The sequence below is a fragment of the Brassicibacter mesophilus genome, from assembly GCF_050433385.1.
Classification (GTDB): domain Bacteria; phylum Bacillota; class Clostridia; order Tissierellales; family Proteiniboraceae; genus Brassicibacter; species Brassicibacter mesophilus.
On the sequence record NZ_JBNPXI010000046.1, the window covers coordinates 1 to 5,113 of the forward strand.

The 5,113-nt window shown below is 33.2% G+C and carries 5 protein-coding genes; 1 reads left to right on the forward strand and 4 read right to left on the reverse strand.

Going from position 1 to position 5,113, the window contains the following annotated elements:
- Positions 1-119: 119 nt before the first annotated feature.
- Positions 120-587: a hypothetical protein gene (locus HNR33_RS22520; RefSeq protein WP_429088255.1), complete on the forward strand. Its 468-nt coding sequence runs from the start codon at positions 120-122 to the stop codon at positions 585-587.
- A gap of 117 nt (positions 588-704) precedes the next feature.
- On the opposite strand, the gene HNR33_RS22525 is transcribed toward HNR33_RS22520, so the two are convergent.
- From HNR33_RS22525 to HNR33_RS22540, 4 genes are all read right to left on the reverse strand, one after another.
- Positions 705-1,589, reverse strand: coding sequence for an alpha/beta hydrolase family protein (locus tag HNR33_RS22525; protein WP_429088257.1), 885 nt, complete (start codon positions 1,587-1,589; stop codon positions 705-707).
- A gap of 324 nt (positions 1,590-1,913) precedes the next feature.
- Positions 1,914-3,185, reverse strand: coding sequence for a purine-cytosine permease family protein (locus tag HNR33_RS22530; protein ID WP_429088260.1), 1,272 nt, complete (start codon positions 3,183-3,185; stop codon positions 1,914-1,916).
- 478 nt (positions 3,186-3,663) lie between these two features.
- The gene (locus HNR33_RS22535; RefSeq protein ID WP_429088263.1) at positions 3,664-4,533 is read right to left on the reverse strand and encodes a DMT family transporter; all 870 of its coding nucleotides are present in this window, start codon (positions 4,531-4,533) and stop codon (positions 3,664-3,666) included.
- An 82-nt stretch (positions 4,534-4,615) separates the two neighbouring features.
- The coding region (locus tag HNR33_RS22540; protein WP_429088266.1) for an amino acid synthesis family protein at positions 4,616-5,113 on the reverse strand (498 nt) is incomplete at its 5' end.

Sequence of the window (5,113 nt, forward strand, 5' to 3'; positions counted from 1 at the left end):
TTCAATTTTACCATAATCAGGTGAGGAGTTATATATTTTTATGCAAGAAAAAACCCCGTAATTATACGGGTTGTGGCGTTTCGCAAACGTCTAATATATTTATACATAGGAGGATATTTATGAGATATGAAGTCAAACTAGACGGATTTGAAGAAAAAAAAGTTGAAGTGGAGGTAAAAGGTATAGGTAACCCTAGGCTACTAATAGATAATGAACCTGTAGCTGTGGAAAAAAAACGTAAAATGAAGCTCATAAAGAATGATGGAACTGAGGTTATTGCCAATTGGAAGCATAGCTTTTTTAGTGTGGATCCAATACCTAAGCTAGTAGTTGACGGTAAAGAATTTCAAGTAACGGAACCTTTAAAATGGTATGTAAAAGTATGGTGTGGTTTACCTCTACTGCTCGTTCTTTGGGGAGGAGCTTTGGGTGCTTTATGTGGAATCATAGGTATTTCTATCAATTCTAAAATTTTCAGATCTTCACTTAATACTATTTTAAAATTCTTAATATCATTGGTAGTGTCTTCACTAGCCGTGATTATATTCATTTTTATTGCTTCTTTTCTGCATGCAGCGTTAGCTTAAAGTTCGCTATTAAAAATCAGCCTGAATTAAAACTCAAGCTGATTTTCTATTTTATCATTTAAACCTTAAAAATATGTATTTTCTTCTGCATTATGCATTAATAAGTCAAAATTTACTTTATTCTTCATCAACATATGAATCAAAGATATCTGCACTTAGCTGAATAGCCTTATCTAATGACTCGTTATGATCTCCATCAATAACCATAAATTCAAATGGCACACTTAACTTTTCAACTTTTTCAACAAATTTTTCAGCTAATTTCATTGTTCCTATATCTTCCTTACCCATGAATGAATAAACAGGTGTTTTTATATTATCTGCATATTCATAGGATGAGCGTATATGTATTTCATCTTTATTATATTCAAATGGAATACGATCTTTTCTATACTTGAAGTAATCCTTTGTACCATATGATGCTCCATTGGTAGCAATAGCTTTATATGGTGACTCTCTTAATGATGCTAAAACGCTTAAGGAGCCTCCAGCGCTATGCCCCATTAAGAATACATTGTTTTCATCAACATACGGAAGACTGGCCAAATACTTTCCAGCAGCAATACAGTCATTAACTTCACCATAAAAATATTCGAAGTTACCCGGATTACCATTTTCTCCACGTACCATAGGTGTCATCACTACATAACCACGATTAATATACTCTTCAGCAACATACCAATCAACTTCACCAAAAGCAAACCCTCCATGCATAAATACTACTGCAGGGTATTTATATCCATCTTCTGGGTCATTCAGTACCCACGCTTTAAGTTTTAGCCCATCAGACTCATACTCAACCTCAGAAACGTATGGTGGAGGTGTTGAATTTTCATATTCATCAATAGAAGGCTCTTGTTTGACAAAAGTTGACGTAAAGCTCTCTCTATCTTTTTCATAAGAACCTGTGAAGCTATTGTTTTTATCACCATTAGAGCATCCCATTAAAGCAACTAAGCAAAGTATAATTACTATTAATATACTACAAATTTTTTTATTCATAAGTCCTCCTTAGTTTAGTTTTATACCTACCTGATTTTATCATGTATAAAACTGTATTTATCATCCATTTGTAAAAATGCGATAGCATGAACTATAGTTATACTACAAACCATACTTAGTCATCATAAATAATTACGTACATATTTTCACTCCTTTACCACAGCCGTCTGCAAATACACTTTTGATTTTTGATGTTGCTTTGTTTAAACAAATTAGTGTGTTCACTCATATATATTAACATTTTTTTCACATAAATAATATATGGTGAAGCCCTTATTAAGTAATTAGGACTTCACCATATAATTCTTTAAGTTCTTAATAATTTTAAGCTTCTTTTACCTTATTGCTAACGATTTTACTTAATACTACATAAGTAACACAGCTTGTTACTATTCCAACTAGAGGTGGAACAAACATATCTGCTTTTAATGATAGATAGCTTGCTGCTCCAGCTAAAAACCAAGAAACAAGTGCAACTGAATTAACCTTCATTCCTTCTTTTGGTCTTTTAATAAAAAATTCTTCACCAATTATTAATCCTGGAACTGGTGGTATCAATAATGAAAGGAATTTAATAATCGGAAGTATGTAATTAAATATACCAAGTGCAGCAAACACAGCAGCCAATCCTGCTATACCTAATGCAATATGTTTGTGTTGAACTTTTCCTTTTAAACTAGTCTCATCTAATACATTTTGTATAGCTAAGCTAGCGCCATAAATATTGTTGTCTTGAGTTGTCCATAAACAAAATATTGCAGCAACAAAAGCAACTAATGAAAGTCCTAAAGCAGCCATAGCCACTGTGAAGTCGCCATTACCTGTAGATATAGCAACAAGAGCACCTGCAAATTGTAAGCCAAGACATCCTAAAGCAAACGCTGCTATACCTGCAATAAATAAATCTTTTGTGCTTTTTGCAAATCTACAAACGTCTGGTGTTATTGTAGCGCCAAACACCCATCCTCCAATAATTGACGATGTAGCTGCAGTAAATGAAATGGGATTAGCAGGAATATAATTGAAAATTTCATTAAAGCCTCCAGATGCCTTTCCTACAGCTATAACTCCAACAATTGACATTATTAATGCTGCTGGAACTCCTAAAAAACTTATAACCTCTAATCCTTTATACCCTCTAATAGCTGATTGAGTCCATAGAGCTATACATATAATCGCAGTAATTGGAATAGATAATGGCCACCAAGTAAAAGTAGTCTTTATCAATCTAGCAAATATGTCCCCATTCAAAGAAATCCATGTTACTGAAGAAATAGCTAACAACAGAGAAAATATAGTAGAGCCCTTTTTACCAAAGGCTCTTCTAGATAGAAATGAAGTAGATAGTCCTGTCTTAAAAGCCATATAACCAGTAGCTAAAACAATGCCTATAAGTACAGCATTTCCAGCTAACAGAGTAAGCACTGCTTTAGAAAATGTCATTCCTACCCCTACGGCTCCTCCAATAACAAAATTAGATAGTGCTATTGGATAGCCTGCAAGAACAAACGTAAGACTTAATAATGATTTCCTTTCAGAATCAGGTACTGAATTAAAAGCGTTTTCCAATCCATTATTGCTAATTTTCTCAGACATCTTTATTCCCCCTGTTCAGTATTTAGTTAGTCTGTAAGTTTGTTGCCATAAAAAATAACTAATAATTTCCCATAATATCATTTTGAGCGATGCTGCTTTTTTGAAAATAAACTTCAATCTCCCTCCTTCCAATTTTTCATACTTATCACTGTGTATACAATGTTCATTATATATATACTATGTCTATATATATAATAGAAACACAGCATCAGGAAAATATTTGTTATTTTTCTATAATTTATATTGCATTTTATATGCCATGTTTTTAACAATCTCTTTCTTGATGTTAGCACTGTTAACAGAATTTCATTAAATAGGTTTATTGTTCTAATCTTTCATTTGTGAAATCCAATTTTCAGAGTAATACCTTTAAGTTAGTAATTGCAATAGATGTGCTAATGTTTCATTTTTGCAATGCGACTTTCATATTTGAAACGTTTTCTCGTTTTGTTTTCTAGTGTTATTTCATTATAAGCACCTATTGATTTCCACTAACACTTCTATTGTATTGCTTTGCAATATGATAATTTATAAGACCTGCAATAATAATTAACGCTCCACCTGCAAGGCTCATAAGATCAGGAACCTCATTCCAAATCACAAATCCTATGAGTATTGAAAATACGATATTAGTATACAAATATATAGATAACTCACCAGCTGGAGCATATCTATAAGCATATGCCATAAGATATTGAGCTATAGCAGCAGAAACTCCAATTGCTGATAACTTCAGAAATTGTTCTAAGCTGCTTAAAATAAAATTACCTGATAGCATAAAAGGAACTACAGCTAAGGTAGAAATTAGTCCAAAATAGAATACTATAGTATTAGGTGAATCGGTACGGCTTAAATGTCTTACTGTCGTATATGCTGCTCCAGCAAAAAAAGCACCGAATATACCAGTCAAAGCTGGTATTATAGAAAAGCTCAGACCTGGCTTTATAACAAAAAGTGCTCCAATAAAGGCTAAAATAATTGTTAGAACTTGTTGCTTTCTTACTTTTTCATTTAAGAATAATACAGACAATATAATTACAAAAAATGAGGAAGTTTTGTTAAGAATTTCTGAATCTGCTAGTGGTAGCTTGGATAGGGCATAATAGTTTCCTGCTACCCCTAATAATCCAAATATACTCCTCAAAACAAGTGCTTTTTTGTTATTGCCTGCAAAAGATTCTTTTTTCCTAAATATTATAAAACTAGCTGTCATCAATGTTATAGCATTTCTAAAAAACATCTTTTCTGGCACTCCTACTTCAGGTAATGACTTAACAGCTGTTGCCATCAAGGCAAAGAAAAAGGATGAAAGAATCATTAATACTATTCCTTTAGTCTTGTTGTTCATGTATTACTCCTTTCAAAATGAAATTTAATGTATAAAAAGAGAAAATCCTTCCTATAAACTGAAGGATTTTCTCTATAATTAACTATCTTAAGCCGTCTTCACACTTAGCTTCTTCTTTTTGAAGTCCACCTACTCTTGGATGTGGTCTTCCACAGTTTGTTACTGATAATATTAACACTAATTCATTGTCTCTTGGAGCATCTGGTACTCTTACTTCCATTGCGTCGAAGTGAGTTCTTACGAATGCTGCATCTTTATAGTGTAGTGGCACATCTATTGCACAGCCTGGGTAACCCATTTTCTTAGCTGAAGGAATGATTGCTTTTCCTCCGCCTAATCCTTCTCTAAATGGCTTTCCTAGTGTTGGGTGAAGCAAAGCTGCTCCATGCTCAAGCTCTCCATTTCCTCCAATTATAGCTGCTTTACCATAGCTTTCTGCTTCACCTTTTTCAATACCAGCTGCTTTTAATGCTTTTTCAACTAGTTCTGGTGTAATTGATGCACTCCAGTCTGATAATGGGGATAAATCTTCTACGTATTTTCCTGCATATGGGTTTTCAAATACTACTGCGATTGATAC